Source organism: Aquabacter albus, from assembly GCF_040049275.1.
Classification (GTDB): domain Bacteria; phylum Pseudomonadota; class Alphaproteobacteria; order Rhizobiales; family Xanthobacteraceae; genus Aquabacter.
The window spans coordinates 64,131-83,357 of the sequence record NZ_JBDZDT010000008.1 but is presented as its reverse complement, the minus strand read 5'-3'; the positions used below and the strand labels follow the sequence as shown (position 1 = coordinate 83,357).

Here is a 19,227-nt window from a genome sequence, read left to right as displayed (position 1 = left end):
GCCCGATGAACATCGCTCCGGTCCAAAAGGGTCGACTGCTGACATTGACGACGCCACTTGGCGGCGACGTTCTGATTGCGACCACCTTCTCAGGAAGCGAAAGCCTTTCGTCCCTTTTTCGCTTCACGCTTTCCATGTCTTCCACCAACGCGGCCATTACCGCCGACCAGTTTCTCGGCAAGCCGCTCACGGTGAAGATCGCGCGCCCCGAAGGCGGTCCACGCTGCATCAACGGTATCGTTACCGCCTTTTCCGCCGCCGACCGGACGGTGAGCGGCATGAGGCGCTACGAGGCCGTCATCGTGCCCAAGCTCTGGCTTTTGACCCGCACCAGCGACAGCCGGATTTTCCAGAATCAGACGGTCGTGCAGATCGCCGAGACCCTTCTGTCCGAAGGCGGGGTGACGGACTATAAGAAGCAGGGCATCTCGGGATCCCATCCGCCGCGTGATTACTGTGTCCAGTATCGCGAGACCGATTATGATTTCCTCCTGCGCATCCTCGCCGAGGAGGGCATCTATTTCTATTTCCAGCACGAAGAGGGCAAGCACACCCTGGTGCTCAGCGACAGCACGGCGGGCTACACGGACTGCGCCGACAAGTCGGTGGAGCATACTCCGGCCGATGCCGGGATTTTCCTCGCGGTCAATCAATGGGCGACCGGATCTTCCTTCCAGTCCGGCAAGGTCACGCTCTCGGATTATGATTTCGAGCAGCCGACCTCCGATCTCACCGCCAGCACCACCACCGTGCTGAGCAATTCCAGCTTCAAGAGCTGGGAGATGTTCGACTATCCCGGGGACTACACCAAGAAAAGCGACGGCACCTCGCTGTCCCGCACGCGGATGGAGGCGATCGAGGCGGACTATGCGGTGGCAAGTGGCAAATCCACGTATCCGACCTTTGTGCCCGGCGCGAAATTCACCATGTCCAAGCACGAGGTTTCCAGCGAGCAGGGCAAGCAATATGTGCTGCAGCAGGTGGAGCACGCTGCCCGTGATGAAAGCCATCTCGGCAACGAAAATGCGGTGACCACCTATCACAACACATTCACAGCCCTGCCTGCCGCGCGCGCCTACCACCCGCCGCCGATCACGCGCCGTCCGCTGATCCCGGGTCCCCAGACCGCTTTGGTCGTCGGCCCCTCGGGCGAGGAGATCTATTGCGACAAATATGGTCGCATCCGCCTGCAATTCTATTGGGACCGGCTGGGCAAGAAGGACGAAACCAGCTCCTGCTGGGTGCGCGTCGGGCAGATCGTGGCCGGGTCGACCTGGGGCTCCCAGTTCACGCCGCGGGTCGGCATGGAGGTGATCGTCTCCTTCCTGGAAGGCGATCCCGATCGGCCCCTGGTGATCGGCAGCGTCTATAACGGGCAGAACATGCCGCCCTATGCGTTGCCGGACAACAAGACCCAGAGCGGCATAAAAACCCGGTCGAGCAGCCAGGGGACGTCCTCGACGTTCAACGAACTCAGGTTCGAGGACAAGAAGGACAGCGAACTCCTCTACATGCACGCTCAGAAGGATTTCACGCGGGACGTGGAGAATGACGACACCCTCAACGTCAAGCACGACCAGATCGTCACCATCAAGAACGACCGCACGGAGACCGTGCAGGAGGGCAACGAGAGCGTCACCGTCTCTAAGGGCAATCGAAGCGTGACGGTGACCGAGGGCAACGAGGCGCTGACCGTTTCTCAGGGCAACCAGAGCGTGACGGTGTCCCAGGGCAACCAGACGACCACCGTCTCGAAGGGCAATGTCACGACCACGGTCTCGAGCGGCAACCACACGGTTGAGCTCGGCTCCGGCAATGCCACCCTTCAATGCGACGGCGGCAGCATCACGCTGCAGGCCGCCCAGGCGATCACATTGAAGGTGGGCGGCAACTCGATCACCATCAACCAGAGCGGGATCACCTTGAAGGCCACGCAGGTCACCGTCACGGGGGACGCGAAGGTCCAGGTGAGCGGTCCCATGGTCAAGATCAACGGCGACGGCACCGTCCAGGTCCAGGGCGGTATGGTCTCCATCAACTAGTGCAATCGGTCACCCATGACGCTCGGTATCCTTCCCAAGCTGCGCTTCTCCCACGCGGAGCATCTGCGCCTGCTCCTTGAGCCGAGCGAAGACGCGCAAAGCCTGATCACGCAGGGCATGAGCGCGGCCGCCTTCATCTCCGCGCTCGACGCGACTGGCCAGACCACCGATGCCATCCGCTATCTCGCCGTCGGCCTGCCGCGGCGGGAGGCGATCTGGTGGGCCTGCGCCGTATGGCGGCGCTTTCTGCCCCCCACGCTGCCGGAGCCTGAAGCTGCCGCATGGCAGGCGGTGGAGGCCTGGGTTTACGAGCCGACCGAGGCAAACCGGCGCGCCGCCTATCCGCTCGCAGAAGCGCTTAAGTTCCAGACCGCGGGTGCCTATGCGGCATTGGGGGTTTTCTGGTCCGGCGGCAGCCTCGCGCCGCCGGAGACCAACTTGGTCATTCCGCCGGGAGATGCATTGACCGGCAGCATGGTTGCGGCCTCGGTCATCATGTGTTGCGTGCCGGGGGCGGCGAAGTCCATCGGTGAGCGTCACAAGGCCGCCTTGTCCATGGGCGCGGACATCGCCAATGGAGGCTCCGGCCAATCTGCCAAGGAGCTTGCGCCCGCATGAGCCCGGTGCTTCGCCTGAGCCTGATGGGACCCTCCGACGATCCCCCGGACCAGCGGGGGCGCATGCTGACATCCGGGGCCCTGAAGATCGGCCGCGACGAAAGCAATGACTGGGTTCTCGACGACGACTCGCGGCTGATTTCCCGCCACCATTGCACGATCACCTCGACGGGAGGTGTCTTCGTTGTCATCGACAGCTCGGCCAACGGTGTGTTCGTCAACGACGCGCAGCAACCTCTGGGCCGCGGCAATTCCTCCATCCTGAGCGAGGGAGACGTGCTGCGGATCGGGCATATCGGGATCGCGGTCTCGGTGGCAGAGACCTTCGGAGAGGTGGCCGACCCGTTCCGCGCCATCCTTCCCCCTTTGCGCAATGATGCCGACGCCGGTTTCACGCGGCAGGACGATCTTGACGATTTCGGCCTGCCGCCCGCCGCCGCGCCGTCGATGAACGTGCCTTCGCAGGGAGCGTCGGGCAGGCCGCCCCCATCCTTGCATCCGTTTCGTTCCGCGAAGGCGGAACCGGACTGGGAGCACGTGCCGATCGAGCAGCAGGCCCTGCAGCCGATGCGGGTTGTCGGCGTGGAGATTCCGGACGACTGGAACGAGGACATTGATCCTTCGCCCCCCCCTTCCAAGCGGGCCTTGCCAGTGCTGCCATCCGAGGAGCAGCCGACGGTCGGACCAAAGAAGATTACCCTGGCGCTCGTCGAGGCGCTCGCCCGTATCGAGCGGGCGGTGCTCAACCCCGGCGAAGAGCGCTTATTGTCGGGAAGCGTCGAGGAGGCTCTGGCGCGGCTCGAGGACGGCGATTTGGAATGGACCGCCCTGGCGTTGGAGGGCCTGGCGCTGCGGACGGTGGCCCGGTTGGGAGAAACCCCTTCCGGCGCCGAGAATGTCGGGGGCGAGCCGATGTCCGATGACTGGAATCCTTCCGCCGTTGCGGTCGGGCGGGAAGGGAACAAGGCATGAGCAACAGCAAGGTCGTGTGGTCGGAGGGCATGTTTCTCCGCGCCCAGCATTTTCAGCAGCAGGATCGTTATGTGGAACGATTGCTGCGGCAGCGGGTGGAGGGGCTGAACGCCTATGCGTGGGGGCTGCGCTCACTTTCCGTGGATCGCAACTTGCTCGGCCTCGGCAAGTTCGCCATCAACAGCTGCGATGGCGTCTTCGAGGACGGCACGCCGTTCTCGATACCCGCGGATGACCAGCACCCGGCCCCACTCGATCTGTCTGTCGGCACCGCCAACAGCGTCATTTATCTCTGCCTCCCCATCGCCATGCGCGGCGCGCCCGAAGTGGACGTGGAAAGCCAGTTCAATTCGGCCGCAAGATTCCTCGCCGAGGAACAGGAGGTGGTGGATGCCATCAGCGGTGCCCAGGGCGTGGCGCGGATCCGCACCGCGCATCTGCGCCTCTCGCTCATGCTTGAGCATGAGGACAGGTCCGGCTTCCAGTGCATCGGCGTCGCCCGCGTCGCCGAGGTCACCGCCGATCGGCGCGTTCAGCTTGACGCGAGCTACATTCCGCCGTGCCTGACCACCTCGGTTTCGCCGGCGCTCACGGGCTTCATCAGCGAAGTGACGGCCATGCTTCACCACCGCGGCCACGCATTGGCGCCGCGGGTGACGGGCTCATCAAGCCATGGCGTGGCCGAGATCGCCGATTTCCTGATGCTCCAGCTCATCAACCGCTCGGAGCCCCTGCTTTCGCATCTCGCCAGCCTGCCGAACCTGCACCCTGAACGCCTCTATTCCACGTTTCTGGAATTGGCCGGGGAATTCTCCACATTCACGAGCGCGGAAAAGCGCCCCCGCGAGCTTCCGACCTATCGCCACCACGATCTGGAAATGACCTATGGCCATCTCATGTCGGAACTGCGCGCTGCGCTGAGCGCGGTGCTGGAGCAGGCGGCGGTGCTGATCCCATTGCAGGATCGCAGGTACGGCATACGCGTTGGCACCATAGCCGACCGGAAGTTGTTGACGGACTCGATCTTCGTTCTGGTCGTAAAAGCGAGCATGGCGAGCGAAAACATCCGCCGCACGCTCCCGGCGCTGATCAAGATCGGTCCCGTCGAACAAATTCGAGAATTGGTGAACGTGCAACTTCCCGGCATCAGGGTTCAACCCCTGGCGGTGGCTCCGCGGCAAATTCCCTATCACGCGGAGTCCGTCTACTTCCAGTTGGAGAGCGACAATGCCCTTTGGGCCCCCTTGAAATCATCGGGGGGCATCGCGATTCACCTTGCTGGCGATTTTCCCGAGGTTTCCATGGAACTTTGGGCGATACGCAACTAATCTTGCGCGCGAGTGTCACAGACGGGCTCCGAGCGCGACACGATGCGCTGCAAAGCTAGGAATCGATCGGCGAAAGCAAATATATGAGCCCTCCTCCGAAGGCAGAGGATGACCTGGAGACCACGATCATTGCATCCGCTGCCGGGCTCTCGGCGGCGGGTTCGCAAAGGTCTGGTGCGGGGGCAAGCGTTTCCGCGCCATCCGGAGGTGGAGCGAAGCCGGTCTCTCTCCCGTACCCGCGCGCGCCCGGCGCCGCCAATGCAGCACGGCCGGGGGGGCGGCAGGTAGAGCGGCCTGCGTCCGGGCTGGAGAAGGCCGCAGAGGTGAGCCCGGCGGCGGCGCTCCTGCATCCACCGCCGCACTACGGCACCGGGCATCTGGAAGCGGCCGTGCGCGCGACGCGCGAGGTCTATCGGGACAATCCCGGGTTGGCGCTCGCGGTCCCGATCTTCGACCTGCTCGTGCGCGCCCAACTGGAAACGTCCGCCGATGCGGATTCGCTCCACCCGATGGTGCTGGAGGAACTGCGCTCGTTTGAAGCGCAGGCGATCGCGTGCGGCCTTTCCCATAACCATACGCGCCTGATCCTCTACGCGCTGGCGGCCACGGCCGACGATTGCATCCTGCACACCGCATGGGGCAAGGAAAGCAACTGGTCGTCGAAAACCCTTATCTCCGCACTCTTCCAGGAGACCTGGGGCGGTGAGCGCTTCTACACTTTGCTGAGCCAGATGATGGCCGCGCCACACGCGGTCACGCGCGAGATCGAGTTCTATTATTTCTGCATGGAGTTCGGATTCGAGGGCAAATATCGCCTCGCCGCGATTGGCTCGAGCGAACTTACGCGCATCAAGAGCGACATCTATCAATTCCTCCGCAGCGTGAAGGGCAGCATCAAGCCGGAGATGTCCCCCACTTGGCGCGGACTGTCGGCCGAGGGGCGCGGCCCGCGCGACCTGCGGCTCTACGCTTTAGGCGCCGCCGGGCTCATTTTCTGCCTGTTTCTGCTTTTCGTCGGGCTTTACCTCATCCTCCACCGCGAGGCCGTGATCGCCGTCGTCCAGGTCAAGGAGCTGATGGCCGACCCCCTCGTCCCCAAGCCGCATCCGGAGGTGGTTCTCCCGCTCCATCCGGAGGTGGCGCCCGCACCTCCACCACAGGCAGCAGCGCCTGCGCCCGCGCCGGCCCCGCCGCCGGTCCCGAAGGAGACGCCGCTTCAGGGCATCACGAGCTTCCTGGAACCCGAGCAGAAGCAGGGACTGGTCGCAGTGATCGGCCGTGACGGCAATGTCGTCATCCGTACGACAATGGAATTGTTCGCCACCGCCAGCACCGCGCTGCGTCCGCCCTATCCCGATGTCATGAAGAAAATCGCCGCCGCGCTCGTCAAATATCCAGGACCGGTCGTGGTGCTGGGCTATTCGGACAATGTGCCGATCAACACCATGACGTATCCCAACAACCAGGCTCTCTCCGCCGCCCGTGCTCAGGCGGTCGCTGCCATTCTCGGCGTCGCCCTGGGCGACGCGGGCCGCGTCACGTCCCAGGGCATGGGTGACAGTGATCCCATCGGGGACAATGCGACCGCGGAGGGGCGGCAAAAAAATCGCCGCGTCGAAATCGTCTTAACGCCCAAGTAAAGCTGCAGCAAAACCGCATCATGCCGAAGTTTTTGACGACATGGAAGTTCTGGCGCTGGGTCATCCTGGCGGCGGTGACGCTCGCACTCCTTCTGGTGATGTGGTTCGTCGGGCCGTTCGTTGCCGTGGGCTCTGTCGCGCCTCTCGCCAGCATCGTCGCCCGCCTTCTGGTTTGCTTCGTGATCCTGCTGGGCGCCGGCATCCTCGGCGTGATCTGGCTTCTTGGAAACAAGGAAGAGGAAGTCAATCAGAGGCAGGATCGCCAGAGCCTTGCACTGGCAAGCCAGATCGCCGACTCCCACGAGATCCCCAAGGCGCAGCGGGATACGATGGAACGCGGCTTCCAGCTCACCATGGCCATGCTGCACCGCATCCGGCCCTCGGGTTTCTTCGGCAAGCGCTATAAATATGCACTGCCCTGGTATGGGGTCATCGGTGGGGAAGGCGCGGGCAAAAGCTCCTTCATCCACTCCTCGGACCTGCGGTTCCCGCTCAATGAAGCGCGGGAAGGCCGCATCAATGCCGGCACCGTCCACTTTTCCTTCACCGACCGTGCGGTGCTGGTGGAGACACGGGGGCCGCTCGTAACGGCGCCCGAGCCCAATACCTGGGGTATTTTCGCCACCCTGCTCAAACGCTACCGTCCGCGCCAGCCCATCAACGGCATCATCCTGACGCTCAATCTGGCCGAGATGCTGCGCGCCAACGACGTGCAGCGCTTTTCCTTCAATGCCGACCTGCGCGAGCAGCTTGAGTTCTTCCAGCGCACCCTGAAGCTACGCGTTCCGATCTATATGGTCCTCGCGAAGGCGGACCAATTGGCGGGTTTCAGCGAATTCTGCGCGGACCTCACCCAGAACGAACGGCGCGGCGTGTTCGGCATCACGTTGCCGCTCTATGACGAACAGGGCCAGACGAACAAGGGCAAGTCGCTCGCGGCCACTTTCGCCGCCGAGTACGACAACTTCCTGCAGTGGCAGATGCCCCGCATGCTGAGCCAGGTGAACCAGACCTTCCGCGTCGATGAGCGGTTCGACTGCTTCATGTTCATCCCCCAGCTCGCCACCCTGAAGCCCTTGATTGCGGACCTCATAGACGACGTCTTCAAGCCCACCACCTTCGAGCGCCCCCTGCTGCTGCGTGGCGTCTATTTCACGAGCTCCGGCCATGCGGCGGCGCGGAACGAGGGTGAGGTGCTCGCCCTCCCCAGCGTGGTGGACGAGATGGCCGACGCGCGGCGGACCGGGCTGTTCATCCATGACCTGCTGGACAAGGTCATCTTCAAAGAATCCGGGCTGGTGGAGCACGATCCGGTCTCCCAGCGCAGAGCCAGGACCTTTCGCTGGTCCGCCGCCGGCGCGGGCATCGCCACCGCCGTCCTGCTGGTTTCCTGGTGGGTCACGAGCTTCATCGGGAACAGCTATCTCGTCACCGACATCAGGTACGCCGCGCAGCGTGCGAAGGACACCATCGCCCAACTCGACGTCAGGCTGAGCAATCACTCGGCCTCCGAAACCGACATGGCGGCCATCTTGCCGACGCTGAACGCGCTGGAATCGCTTCCCACGGGGTGGATTGACGGGCCCAACCCCGAGGTTCCGTTCCGCTTGTCCGGCGGTCTTTCGCAGACCCATCTCCTGTCCACGATCACCCGCCAGGAATATGTCGACACGCTTCAGGTCCTGCTCCAGCCGCGGATACACGCCGCGCTGCAGTCGGAAATCATCGAGAGCATGAATTCTCCGAGCGGCCTTTATTCGGCTCTCAAAGTCTACCTCATGCTTGGCGGCGCCGGCCCGATGGATGACGCGGCCGTCCTGGACTGGATGAAGCGCTACTTCGTCAGCGTCTATCCCGGGCCTGCTCAAGCCCCGCTGCGCTCGGCCCTGCTGGATCACGTCAGCAATCTGCTGGCTGCGAAGGTTCCGCCCATAGAACTGGATCATGCGCTGGTGGTGCAGGCCCGCACCGCGTTGGACGCCTATAGCCCGGCGAACCGCGGCATGGCGGTGCTCCAGCAGATGCCGGACATCCAGCAACTCGCCCCCTGGCGCCTCACCGACGTGACCGGTCCGCTCGCGCCATACGCGCTCGTCCGGCGCTCCGGACGACCGCTGTCGGAACCGATCGCAGGCCTCTACACGAGCGAGGCCTTCTTCGACATCGTGCTTCCTGCCATCGCGAAGATCGCCGTCGATCTGGCAGAAGAAGACTGGGTGCGGATGCCCAACAACAGCCCCGCGGCGCCCAACCTCTCACGCACGGAACAGCTCCGCCGGGACATGACGGACCTGTATGTGAATGACTACATCTCCACGTGGCAGACGCTCATCAGCGACGTGACCATTGCACCCTTCGACAGCCTTCAGGCGGAAATCTCGGTGCTCCAATCCCTGCTCGGGCCGCCGTCTCCGCTCTCCAGCTATCTTCAGGCGGTCATGCAGCAGACCACCCTGGCTCCCGCCACCAAGCCGGCGGGGGATGGAAAGGTGGCGGCCGCAACCGCCGCTTTGGCTGATCTGTCGTCCGCCACGTCCCGCCTGCGCACTTTGGGGGCCTCGGTTACCGGGCATTTCTCCGACTTGCACCGCTTCGTCGCTGGTTCCCCGAGCCCGCTGGACGAGGTGTTGAAGTCGCTGAGCCAGCTGCGCGCCCTTCTGGGCCCGGCCGCCAGCGTCGGCGGAAACAATCCCACCCAGGTCACGGACCTTTCCACGGGCCCGGCCTACCAACAGGTGCTCAGCCAGCTCAAGCTGAACACCCTGAGCGCGCCCCCCGCCTTGACGGATTCCATCCTTGGTCTGGTGCGCCAGACCTCGTCCATCACGGATGCCGGGGTCCGCACCGATCTGGATGCAGCCTGGCAATCCCAGGTTCTGCCGTTCTGCCAAGTGGCCATCAACGGGAAATATCCCTTCGCCAGTTCGAACACCGACGTAACGCTGGCTGACTTCACCCGGATGTTCGGTCCGGATGGATTGCTCGACAAGTTCTTCGATCGTCAGCTCAAGCCTTTCGTGGATACGATTTCCAGCCCGTGGCGCCCGCTCGCCAATGCCGGAGCGCGCACCGACATCACCGCGCTGGCGCTCGGCTATTTCGAGCAGGCGGCAAAGATCCGCACCTTCTTCTTCGCCCCGGGGACCACGGCTCCCCAAGTGGCCTTCAGCCTGACACCGCGCGACCTCGACCCCGGTGCTATGCGGGTGAAGCTGGATATCGACGGCCAGAGCATCAGCTATCAATACGGCCCGCCCCATACGGTGCAGATGAAATGGCCGGGCAATGTGGGCGGCGTGCGGGTGGAATTCGGTGCCGCCAGCGAGGGCCAGCCCTCCTCGCTCACCTATGACGGGCCATGGGCGCTGTTCCGGTTTCTGGCCGCGCGGTCGCTCAAGCGGGAAAGTGCGAACCGCTTCGTCCTGAACATCAACCTCGGCGAGCGCTCCGCAAGCTTCAATCTCGATGCGGCAAGCGTGAACAATCCTTTCCAGAAGTCGCCTCTGACGGGATTCCGATGCTTGAGCTCGCTGGTCCGATGAAAAGAGATCGCGCAACCTGCCTGCGCCCGGCCGCGGCCTTCCGGCCATGCCCCCATTCGTGCCTTCCTGACCGGTTGGAAATTCATGCCCGTTGAACTCACATTCGATCCCAGCCAGCTCCTGGCGCCGATCAGCGAGGAGACGCCTTGCGGTGTCGATCCGCGATCCGACATGTCCGGCCAGTCGATCTTCCTGCAGATCAAGGATGCGAGGGCAAATGCGAGGCGCAAGGAGCGCGCCCTGGACATAGATTCGGATGCGGCTCCCGCAACCGATGACTGGACCGAGGTCGCGAATTCTGGCCTCGAAATGCTGTCCAGCCAGGCCAAGGATCTCGAAGTCTGCGCCTGGATGATCGAGGCCTTGGTCCGCATCGACGGTTTCGCCGGGCTTTATACCGGATACCTCGCCGCCGAGGGGCTGATCAACACGTTCTGGGACACCATCTTCCCGCTGCCCGACGAAGACGGAGACGAGCCCAGGCTCGGGCCCTTCATCGCGCTGAACGGGGCAGGCTCGGACGGGACATTGATCCAGCCGATCCGCAAGGTCCCGCTGACGGCCGGTGGCGATCCTTATTCCTTCTGGCAGTATGAGCAGGCGCTCGAGATCAGCCAGATTTCCGACACCAGCAAGCGCGAGGCGCGGCTCTCCAGCGGTGGCGTCAGCATCGAAGCGTTCAACGGAGCGGTGCAGCAGACGCCGTGGAAGTTCTATGTCGACCTGGTGGAAAGCATCGAGGCGTCGCTGGAGGCGGTCCATGCCGTGTCCGACGCCTTTTCGGCGAGGGTCGGCGTGGATGCCCCGCCTGCCGGCGCGATCCGGTCCCTGCTGACCAGCATCCTGGAAGCGGTGAAATTCTTTGCCGCCGATAAACTGGAGCAGGCCGCGCGGGCAGCATCCTCCAGCGCGTCCGAAGGCGCGGATGAAAGTGATGCGGAACACGGCGAAGCAGCGCCCGAGGGCAATGCGGCCGGCGCGGGCAGCGGCTCGGCAAGGAAGGGCATGACGCGCGATGAGGCGCTGCGCCAGCTATTGGAAATCGCCGCCTTCTTTCGAAAGAACGAGCCGCATTCGCCGATTTCTTATACGTTGGAGGAAATCGTGCGCCGCGGAAGGATGCCGCTGGGCGAGCTTCTCGAAGAACTGATTGTGGACGCCGATGCGCGCCGCTATTTCTATATCTCGGCTGGCCTGCGTGCGCCCGCGCAACCGCAGGAAGAGGAAAGCTAAAGGGACGGCGAAGTCACAAAGACTGCTTCGCGCTATGACGATGTGATCTGATTTCGGCAACAATCCACGTCGCCCAAGGGGGGCTTGCACAATGGCCAGTATACACGAGAAGCTGAATCGGGTGCGCAAGCCGCGCGTCCACATCACGTATGATGTCGAAACCGAAGGCGCGGTGGTTCAGAAGGAATTGCCCTTCGTCGTCGGCGTGATGGGCGATTTCTCCGGCGACCCCAGCGAGCCGCTGAAGCCGTTGGGCGAGCGCAAGTTCATCCAGATCGATCGCGACAATTTCGATCAGGTCCTTGCCCGCATGACCCCGGGCCTGAAGCTTAAGGTGGACAACACCCTGGCCGACGACGGGAGCCAGATGTCCGTGGAGCTGAGCTTCAAGTCCATGGACGACTTCGAGCCGGCCGCGGTCGTGGCCCGCGTGGAGCCCCTGCGCAAGCTCATGGAAGTGCGCAACCAGCTGCGCGACCTCCTCTCCAAGGCCGACCGGTCGGAGAACCTCGAGGCGCTCCTCGAGCAGATCCTGTCGAACGAAGAGCAACTGAAGACGTTGGGCGAGCAGCTCGGGGTCAACAAAGAAACCACGGAGGGCTGACCCATGGCCGCTGTTGAAACCCAGGGACAAGCCGCCGAAGCTGCCACCGGCACGGCCGAAGTCTCCTTCCTCGATCAGGCGATCGCTGCCACCAAGCAGACCGATCCCGATCGCACCAAGGAATTGCTGCAGACCCTGACGAAGGAAGCTTTGTCGGGCACCATCACCTATTCGAAGAACTTCGCGCAGACCATCAACAACGCGATCAACGCCATCGACGCCAAGATGTCGACGCAGTTGAACGCGGTCATGCACCACCCCGACTTCCAGAAGCTGGAAGGCACGTGGCGCGGCCTGAAGTATCTGGTCATGAGTTCGGAGACGGGCACCAGCCTGAAGATCCGGGCCCTGAACTGCACCAAGCGCGAGCTCTACAAGAGCCTGACGAAGGCCTCCGAGTTCGATCAGAGCGTGATCTTCAAGAAGATCTATGAATCGGAATTCGGCAGCCCGGGCGGCGAGCCCTACGGCACGCTCATCGGCGACTATGAGTTCACGAGCCATCCCGAGGACATCGAGCTTCTGACGCAGATGTCCAGCGTGGCGGCGGCGGCGTTCGCCCCGTTCGTCACCGCGGCGAGCCCGAAACTCTTTGGCTTCGACGACTTCACGGAACTGTCCAAGCCCCGCGATCTCGAGAAGATTTTCGATTCGGTGGAGTACGCCAAGTGGCGCAGCTTCCGGGAATCCGAGGATTCCCGCTTCGTCACGCTGACCATGCCGCGCACGCTGGCGCGCCTGCCGTTCGGGTCGGACACGAAGCCGGTCGAGGAATTCGCCTACGAGGAAAGTCCGATCGTCGATGGCGTGCCTCGCGGCATGGGTCATAACGATTATTGCTGGATGAACTCCTCCTACGTGCTCGGCGCGCGCCTCACCGACGCGTTCGCGCAGTATGGCTGGTGCACCGCGATCCGGGGCGCCGAAGGCGGCGGCAAGGTCAGCGACCTGCCGAGCCACGTCTTCGTTTCGGACGACGGCGACACCGACCAGCAGTGCCCAACCGAAATCGGCATCACCGACCGCCGGGAAGCGGAGCTTTCCAAGCTCGGCTTCCTGCCGCTGTGCCATTACAAGGGCACGGACTATGCGGTGTTCTTCGGCGCCCAGACCACGCAGAAGCCCAAGAAGTACGACCGCCCGGAAGCAACGGCCAACGCCGCCATCTCCGCGCGCCTGCCGTACATCATGGCGACCTCCCGGTTCGCCCACTATCTGAAGATCATGGGCCGCGACAAGGTCGGTGCCTTCATGGAGGCGAGCGACTGCGAGGCCTGGCTCAACCGCTGGATCATCAATTACGTGAACGGCAACCCCGACGCCGGTCAGGAGATGAAGGCCAAGTACCCGCTGGCGGAGGCCAAGGTGGAGGTGCGGGAGATCCCCGGCAAGCCCGGCTCCTACAATGCGGTGGCGTGGCTGCGCCCGTGGCTGCAGATGGAAGAGCTGACCACCTCGCTGCGCATGGTCGCGCGCATCCCCGCGGCGTCCTGAGCCGCGTCGGCTGTTTGGGATGACACCGTGGACATGATGTCCATCCCTTCCCGGAACACGGAGCATGGCTCCGCTCCGGGGGGGCAGAACGACGACCCGCAAGGCGCGCCCGGGCGCGCCTTGCGGCGTTTGGCGGTCGACATGGCGCTGGGCCGCATGCCGTCCCAAAGGCTCGACGCTTTTCTCGCCGCCGCGGATCCTGCCGCCGCGCTCCGGGACTGGCTGGTGGGTGACGTCGACGGTTCAGCTGGTCCCGAAGCCGTCATTTCCGCCATCGAGCGGGACATCGCCTTTCTCGATGAGATGCTGTCCGAGCAACTCAACGCCGTCCTTCATCACCCGAAATTCCAGAAACTGGAGGCGTCCTGGCGGGGCCTGTCCCATCTGGCAACCTGCGCGAACGCGGCAGAGGCCGTGATCGTGAAGGCCCTGAACGTATCGTGGCAGGGGGTCGCCGCCGATTTCGAGCGCGCCTCGGACTTCGACCAGAGCCATCTGTTCCAGAAGATTTACAGCAACGAGTTCGGCATGCCGGGCGGCGTGCCGTTCGGGGTCCTCCTGTGCGACTACGAAATCCGGCACCGGCCGACGGCGGAACTGCCCGTGGACGACGTCGCCACGCTCACGGGCCTCGCCGGCGTCGCCGCGGCGGCGTTTGCGCCCGCCATACTGGGCGCGTCGCCGCGCCTTCTCGGCCTCGACAGCTTCCGCTCCCTCGACCACGTCTCCTCCATGTCCGGGCTGTTCCGCGCGCCGGAATATGCGCGCTATGTCCGCCTGCGGAACATGGACGATGCGCGCTTCATCGGTCTCGTGCTGCCGCGCGTGCTGATGCGCGCGCCCTATTCACACGATCTCGCCCACGGTCTCGCCTTCCGCTACCGAGAGGACCTGCACGGCCTTACCCATGACCAATGGTGCTGGGGCAGTGCCGTTTATGCTTTTGGCGAGGTGCTGATCCGCTCCTTCCACCTGCATGGCTGGTTCGCCGACATCTGCGGCTCGCGCCGCGACGAGGTGGACCATGGCATCGTCGCGCGCCTGAGCGCCCCCAGCGCTGAAACCGATTCCCGCGGCTTGGTGGAGCGTTTCGCCAGCGAGCTGGCGATCCCCACAGATATAGAGCAGGACCTCTGGGAACTGGGGATCATGAACCTCAACGTCTGCAAGGACACATCCCGGCTCGTGTTCCACACCAGCGTATCCATCCAGTCGGTGCCGACCTATGACAGCCCGACCGCCAATGTGAATGCGCGCATCTCCGCCATGCTGCGCTACATTCTGTGCGTCTCGCGCTTCGCCCACTTCGCCAAGGTCCGCATCCGTGACCGGGTCGGCAGCTACATCACCGCGGACGCCTGCGAGAGCGACCTCCAGGCATGGCTGCACGGCTATTGTCTCGGCAACGACAATGCCAATGCCGAGATGAAGGCGCGTTACCCGCTGCGCGAGGCCAAGGTGGAGGTGCGGGCAATCCCAGGCCGGCCCGGCGCCTTCTCGTGCGCGCTTCACCTGAGGCCGCATTTCCAGCTCGACCAGATCTTCACGACCTTCAAGCTCGTCACCGACGTCTCGCTCGTCACCGCACGCACCTAAAGCTCCAGACAGGGTCTCCCTCATGTCCGCAAAAGCCACGCTCATGTTTGAAGAAGGCCGGCTTCGCGATGCGATCCTGGCCCTGAACGACGAGGTCAAGGCAGCGCCCCTGGACATCCAGCGCCGCAGCCAGCTGGCCGAACTGTTGTGTGTCGCCGGCGAGCTCGACCGGGCCGAACGGCAGTTCGAGGCCATCGCCCAGCAGGACATGACCACCGCACTCCAGGTGACCACCTTGCGCCAGCTGGTGCGTGCGGATCAGGCGCGCCGCCAGGTCTGGGCCGAAGGCCGTGCGCCGGAGCTACTCGCCGCTCCGCCGGAACACGTGGTCATCCGGCTGGAGGCGCTCGTGCACCTGCGCGCGGGCCGCACCGCCGAAGCCGGCGAATGCCTCGCCCGCGCCGAGGCCGCCCGTCCGGTGGTGACCGGGACACATAACGATGTCCCCTTCAGCGACTTCCGTGACCTTGACGACCTCACCGCCGGCATCCTCGAAGTGATGACGAGCACCGGGAAATACTATTGGGTCCCGATGGAGCAGGTGGACGAGATCGAGTTCAATCCGCGCGCGCGGGCCCTCGACACCGCGTGGCGCACGGCGCAGATCAGCGTGCGCGGAGGCCCCGAGGGCGAAGTCGTCATCCCTGCCATCTACCCCCTGATCGAGGCGGCGCCGCGCGATGCCATCCTCCTGGGCCGTGAGACCAACTGGGTGGAAGCCGCGCCTGATTGCGTGCGCGGCGAAGGCCAGCGCTGCTTCCTGGTGGGGGATGAGAGCGTGAGCATCGGCGAGCTGCGCCATCTGGTGTTTAACGCCGCATGAGCCCCGCCATTGGCCCTTCGCTGCTGGACCGCCTCTACGGGCAAGAGGGGTATGTGGTGAAGCGCGTCCGGGATGGATTGAAGCGCGATCTCGAGGACCTGCTCAACACGCCCCAGCGCGTCATCGGCTGGGGCGATGAGCTGGGCGAGCTGGACGCGTCGCTGCTCAATTACGGCATCGTCGACCTGTCGACGTCCAATCTCTCCACCGAGCAGATGCGGGCGGCGGTGGTGGAGCAGATCGGCGAAACCATCCGGCGCCTGGAGCCGCGCCTCGCGGACATGAAGATCTCCGCGATTCCGAACGCCGATCCGGCGGACCGCTCGCTGCGGATGCGGATCGAGGTGCATATAATGGTCGAATCGGAAGCCGAGCCTGTGTTCTTCAACACCATCATCGATCCGATCAGCAATCTGGTCTCCCTGACCAATGCGGGGGCGTGATGGACGAGCTGCTTCCGTACTACAACAAGGAACTCCTCTATCTCCGCCGGATGGCGGAGGAGTTCGCGGCCCGCCATCCGAAGATCGCCGGCAATCTGCGCCTGAGCGGGGATGCTATCGATGATCCGCACGTTGCGCGGCTGGTGGAGGGTGTCGCCTTCCTGAACGCCCGCGTCGCGCGCAAGCTGGACGACGAATTCCCCGAGCTGGTCGACACGCTCCTGGAGGTGCTCTACCCCCATTACCTGGCGCCCATCCCGTCAATGGCGACAGTACAATTCAAGCAAAAGGCCGAGGTCACGGTTGCCCAGGAGATCCCCGCGGATACGGAGCTGGATTCCGAGGCCGTGGAGGGCGAGACCTGCCGGTTCAGGACCCGCTATCCCGTCACCCTTTGGCCCATTGCCATTTCGGATGCCGCCTTGCGCGGACGGCCCATCATCGCGCCGGCCAATCCCCGGGCGCAGGGCGCTTATTCCGCGCTTCGCCTCTCTCTGAGCTGCACCGCGCCTGACACCACCTTTTCGGATCTTCAGCCGGATCGCCTGCGCATCTTCCTGAGGGGGCAGGCGTCGCACGCTTACACCCTCCACGAGATGATCTTCAACCACACCCTTTCCATTGCGATCGCGGACACGCCGACCGACCCGAATCCCCTGCTCCTGCCGCCCAGCGCCGTCCAGCCCGTCGGATTTGCTCCGGATGAGACCATCCTGCCCTATGCGCCGCAATCCCAGCCGGCCTATCGGACCCTGACCGAATTCTTCGTCTTTCCGGACAAGTTCCTGTATTTCGATATCGATCTCTCTGCAAAGGTGCTGCGCGGGGCCGGTTCCGAACTGCATATCTTCTTCTACTTCAGCAAAAGCGACATGGCGCTGGAGCGCGGCCTCTCGAAAGAGGCGTTCGCACTTGGCTGCACGCCGATCGTGAACCTTTTCCAGCAGAGGGCGGAGCCCGTCATCGCGGCCCAGAACCGGCTCGAATATCGCATCATCCCGGATGCCCGCCGGCAAGAGGCGCTGGAGGTTCATTCGCTGCTCGGGGTGACGGCTTCGGACGCGGACGGCCAGCGGCGGCCCATCCGGCCCTTCTATTCCCGCTCCCTGCTGACGGACGACACGGAAAGCCCCGCCTATTGGTCCATGTCCCGCCGTCGCGCAGAGGGGCGTGTCCACGGCACGGAAGCCTATCTGTCCTTCTCCGATCTTGATCCGGGGTTCTCGCGCACCGATCTCGTCGTGTCCGCCGACACCCTGTGCCTCAACCGCGACCTGCCCTCCAAGCTGCCCTATGGCGGCGGGCATCCCATCTTCGTGCCGGTTCAGGGGAAAACCACGGTGGAGGCCATCCATTGCCTCTCCCCGCTGACGCCGACGCTGCGCATCAGCGATGCGCGCGGGCGCAATTGGCGCCTCATGTCCCACCTGCTGCTGAACCACCTGTCTCTGGTGGGTCCTGGCGGCCTGGAAGCCCTGCAGGAAATCCTTCTTCTTTATGATTTCCGCGGTTCGCCCGAGACCAAGCGGATGATCCAGGGTATCACGGCCCTCTCTGCCACCCGAGGCACCGCCCGCGCCCCGCGCCAGCCGGGCGATGTGGCGTGGGGCGACGCCATCTGCCGCGGCATCGATCTCACCGTCGAGTTCGACCCGGCGAACTTCACCGGCAGCAGCCTGTTCCTGTTCGGGATGGTCCTCGACCAGTTCTTCGGCCTGCATGTCTCCATCAATTCCTTCACCCGGCTGACCGCCACGGTGAAGGGGAAACCAGGGGCGCTTCGCACATGGCCGGCGCGCGTAGGCTATCGTCCTCTCCTGTGATCCAATCCCTCCTGGATGCGCCGCACAGCTTCGATCTTGTGCAGGCCGTCCGGGCGCTGGAGGGGGTCCAGGCGTTCCAGTCGAAGGCAGAGGGGGAGCCGCAGGACGCGACACCCTTGGACGAGGACGGCCACGTGGACCTGCACGCCGTCAGGTTCGTGAGCGACACGTCATTGCGCTATCCCGGAAGTGCGATCACGCGGGTGAAGGAGACGCCGCAGGGCAGCCTCGAACTTACGATCTCCCTGATCGGCTTGCTCGGACCGCTCGGGGTCCTGCCTTACAGCTATACGAAGCATGTCGTCGCATCGACGCATAATAACGATGAGGCGCTGCGCAACTTCATCGATATCTTCCACCACCGGGCGGTGACGCTGTTCTGCAACGCCTCTTCCAAATACCGCATCGCTCTTTCGCGGAAGCACAAGGATTCCCTGACGGGCGAGGAGGCAAACTCCTTCACCGTCACGCTGAAGGCCCTCTCCGGCATATTCACGCCTGGCATGTCCGATCGCCTCGCCATTTCGGACGAAACCATCATCCACCACGCCGGCCTTTTCAGCGCCCAGACCCGGTCTCTTGCAGCCCTTGAAGCCCTGCTGACCAGTGAGCTGGGCCAGGAGGTGCGTGTCGTGCCGTTCGTCGGCGGGTGGGTTTCGGTGCCGCCCCTGGAGCAGACGCGCCTCGGTGGAGCGGACGAGGAAAGCGGCCTTCATGCCCGCCTCGACGCCAGCGCCATGGTGGGTGATCGCTGCTGGATGGCGCAGGACCATTTCCGGCTCGTCATCGGGCCGGTCAGCGAGGACCAGCTCATCTCCCTGCTCCCCGGCCAGCCGCGCGCAATTCTGATAGCCGATCTCGTCCAGATGTTCTGCGGGCTGGAATTCACCTTCGACGTCAATTTGATCGTGAAGGCGAGGCAGGTTCCGGCGGCGCGGCTCGCGCGCCACGAGGACGATCTTTACGGAGCACGGCTCGGGCAGATGGCCTGGATCTTGAGCGCGGACAGCCCGGTGGACCGGTCTGACGCGGTCTTCTCCATAGGCAGCCTCGGCTGAACAACGCGCAAT

Annotated in this window: 14 protein-coding genes; all 14 read left to right on the top strand. The window is 64.1% G+C overall.

Features of this window, described 5'->3' with window-relative positions:
• The first annotated feature begins 5 nt into the window (after nt 1–5).
• The 14 genes from ABLE91_RS20645 to tssG all read left to right on the top strand — a co-directional run bounded on the left by ABLE91_RS20645 (nt 6) and on the right by tssG (nt 19,215).
• Nucleotides 6–2,042 (top strand): type VI secretion system Vgr family protein, encoded by a 2,037-nt coding sequence (locus ABLE91_RS20645; protein WP_348933876.1) that lies wholly within the window; start codon nt 6–8, stop codon nt 2,040–2,042.
• A gap of 15 nt (nt 2,043–2,057) precedes the next feature.
• Nucleotides 2,058–2,660, top strand: a complete 603-nt coding sequence (locus tag ABLE91_RS20640) for a DUF6931 family protein (RefSeq protein WP_348933874.1) — start codon at nt 2,058–2,060, stop codon at nt 2,658–2,660.
• Nucleotides 2,657–3,631, top strand: coding sequence for a type VI secretion system-associated FHA domain protein (locus ABLE91_RS20635; RefSeq protein ID WP_348933872.1), 975 nt, complete (start codon nt 2,657–2,659; stop codon nt 3,629–3,631). Before ABLE91_RS20640 ends, ABLE91_RS20635 begins: the two co-directional genes overlap by 4 nt.
• A complete protein-coding gene (gene tssK / locus ABLE91_RS20630) occupies nt 3,628–4,959 on the top strand; it encodes a type VI secretion system baseplate subunit TssK (RefSeq protein ID WP_348933871.1) in 1,332 nt (443 codons plus the stop codon). Before ABLE91_RS20635 ends, tssK begins: the two co-directional genes overlap by 4 nt.
• A gap of 323 nt (nt 4,960–5,282) precedes the next feature.
• Entirely contained in the window at nt 5,283–6,599 is a 1,317-nt protein-coding gene (gene icmH, locus ABLE91_RS20625; RefSeq protein WP_348933869.1) for a type IVB secretion system protein IcmH/DotU, read from the top strand.
• A gap of 20 nt (nt 6,600–6,619) precedes the next feature.
• Nucleotides 6,620–10,141, top strand: coding sequence for a type VI secretion system membrane subunit TssM (tssM, locus tag ABLE91_RS20620; RefSeq protein ID WP_348933867.1), 3,522 nt, complete (start codon nt 6,620–6,622; stop codon nt 10,139–10,141).
• Between the two features lie 84 nt (nt 10,142–10,225).
• Complete coding sequence (gene tssA / locus ABLE91_RS20615) at nt 10,226–11,374, top strand: type VI secretion system protein TssA (RefSeq protein WP_348933866.1); 1,149 nt, start codon at nt 10,226–10,228, stop codon at nt 11,372–11,374.
• 91 nt (nt 11,375–11,465) lie between these two features.
• Complete coding sequence (gene tssB / locus ABLE91_RS20610; protein WP_348933864.1) at nt 11,466–11,978, top strand: type VI secretion system contractile sheath small subunit; 513 nt, start codon at nt 11,466–11,468, stop codon at nt 11,976–11,978.
• A 3-nt stretch (nt 11,979–11,981) separates the two neighbouring features.
• Nucleotides 11,982–13,472 (top strand): type VI secretion system contractile sheath large subunit, encoded by a 1,491-nt coding sequence (gene tssC / locus ABLE91_RS20605; protein ID WP_348933863.1) that lies wholly within the window; start codon nt 11,982–11,984, stop codon nt 13,470–13,472.
• Nucleotides 13,473–13,508: 36 nt separating this feature from the next.
• Nucleotides 13,509–15,068: a type VI secretion system contractile sheath large subunit gene (gene tssC, locus ABLE91_RS20600; protein WP_348933861.1), complete on the top strand. Its 1,560-nt coding sequence runs from the start codon at nt 13,509–13,511 to the stop codon at nt 15,066–15,068.
• Nucleotides 15,069–15,090: 22 nt separating this feature from the next.
• Entirely contained in the window at nt 15,091–15,891 is an 801-nt protein-coding gene (locus ABLE91_RS20595; protein WP_348933860.1) for a type VI secretion system accessory protein TagJ, read from the top strand.
• Complete coding sequence (gene tssE, locus ABLE91_RS20590) at nt 15,888–16,334, top strand: type VI secretion system baseplate subunit TssE (protein ID WP_348933859.1); 447 nt, start codon at nt 15,888–15,890, stop codon at nt 16,332–16,334. Before ABLE91_RS20595 ends, tssE begins: the two co-directional genes overlap by 4 nt.
• Nucleotides 16,334–18,157, top strand: a complete 1,824-nt coding sequence (gene tssF / locus ABLE91_RS20585; protein ID WP_348933857.1) for a type VI secretion system baseplate subunit TssF — start codon at nt 16,334–16,336, stop codon at nt 18,155–18,157. The genes tssE and tssF overlap by 1 nt, the downstream gene beginning before the upstream one ends.
• Nucleotides 18,154–19,215 carry a type VI secretion system baseplate subunit TssG gene (gene tssG / locus ABLE91_RS20580; RefSeq protein WP_348933855.1) on the top strand — a complete coding sequence of 354 codons (1,062 nt, stop codon included), beginning with the start codon at nt 18,154–18,156 and terminating at the stop codon, nt 19,213–19,215. Before tssF ends, tssG begins: the two co-directional genes overlap by 4 nt.
• Nucleotides 19,216–19,227 lie beyond the last annotated feature (12 nt).

What these genes read in the sequence shown, in the direction of transcription:
- ABLE91_RS20645 (WP_348933876.1), top strand. Translation starts at nt 6, where the DNA reads ATGAACATCGCTCCGGTCCAAAAGGGTCGACTGCTGACATTGACGACG.
- ABLE91_RS20640 (WP_348933874.1), top strand. Translation starts at nt 2,058, where the DNA reads ATGACGCTCGGTATCCTTCCCAAGCTGCGCTTCTCCCACGCGGAGCAT.
- ABLE91_RS20635 (WP_348933872.1), top strand. Translation starts at nt 2,657, where the DNA reads ATGAGCCCGGTGCTTCGCCTGAGCCTGATGGGACCCTCCGACGATCCC.
- tssK (WP_348933871.1), top strand. Translation starts at nt 3,628, where the DNA reads ATGAGCAACAGCAAGGTCGTGTGGTCGGAGGGCATGTTTCTCCGCGCC.
- tssM (WP_348933867.1), top strand. Translation starts at nt 6,620, where the DNA reads ATGCCGAAGTTTTTGACGACATGGAAGTTCTGGCGCTGGGTCATCCTG.
- tssA (WP_348933866.1), top strand. Translation starts at nt 10,226, where the DNA reads ATGCCCGTTGAACTCACATTCGATCCCAGCCAGCTCCTGGCGCCGATC.
- tssB (WP_348933864.1), top strand. Translation starts at nt 11,466, where the DNA reads ATGGCCAGTATACACGAGAAGCTGAATCGGGTGCGCAAGCCGCGCGTC.
- tssC (WP_348933863.1), top strand. Translation starts at nt 11,982, where the DNA reads ATGGCCGCTGTTGAAACCCAGGGACAAGCCGCCGAAGCTGCCACCGGC.
- tssC (WP_348933861.1), top strand. Translation starts at nt 13,509, where the DNA reads ATGTCCATCCCTTCCCGGAACACGGAGCATGGCTCCGCTCCGGGGGGG.
- ABLE91_RS20595 (WP_348933860.1), top strand. Translation starts at nt 15,091, where the DNA reads ATGTCCGCAAAAGCCACGCTCATGTTTGAAGAAGGCCGGCTTCGCGAT.
- tssE (WP_348933859.1), top strand. Translation starts at nt 15,888, where the DNA reads ATGAGCCCCGCCATTGGCCCTTCGCTGCTGGACCGCCTCTACGGGCAA.
- tssF (WP_348933857.1), top strand. Translation starts at nt 16,334, where the DNA reads ATGGACGAGCTGCTTCCGTACTACAACAAGGAACTCCTCTATCTCCGC.